The following is a 241-nucleotide window of genomic DNA, read 5'->3' as shown; positions in this document are numbered from 1 at the left end:
ACCCTGGCGGTGGCGATCCTGATTTCCGGCTTCGTCTCCCTGACCCTTACGCCGATGCTCAGCGCCAAGCTGCTGCGCCACATCGACGAGGACCAGCAGGGCCGCTTCGCGCGCGCCGCGGGGCGGGTCATCGATGGCCTGATCGCACAGTACGCCAAGGCCCTGCGGGTGGTCCTGCGGCACCAGCCGCTGACCCTGCTGGTGGCCATCGCCACCCTGGCGCTGACCGCGCTACTCTACC

Annotated in this window: 1 protein-coding gene; it reads left to right on the top strand. The window is 69.7% G+C overall.

What is annotated here, in order from left to right:
* On the top strand, positions 1-241 hold a 241-nt coding region (locus ACLJNW_RS28025; RefSeq protein WP_410961881.1), incomplete at both ends, for an efflux RND transporter permease subunit.

It is taken from the genome of Salmonella sp. SAL4457, from assembly GCF_046548235.1.
Taxonomy (GTDB): Bacteria; Pseudomonadota; Gammaproteobacteria; order Enterobacterales; family Enterobacteriaceae; genus Salmonella; species Salmonella enterica.
This window is presented reverse-complemented; position numbering and strand designations above follow the sequence as displayed.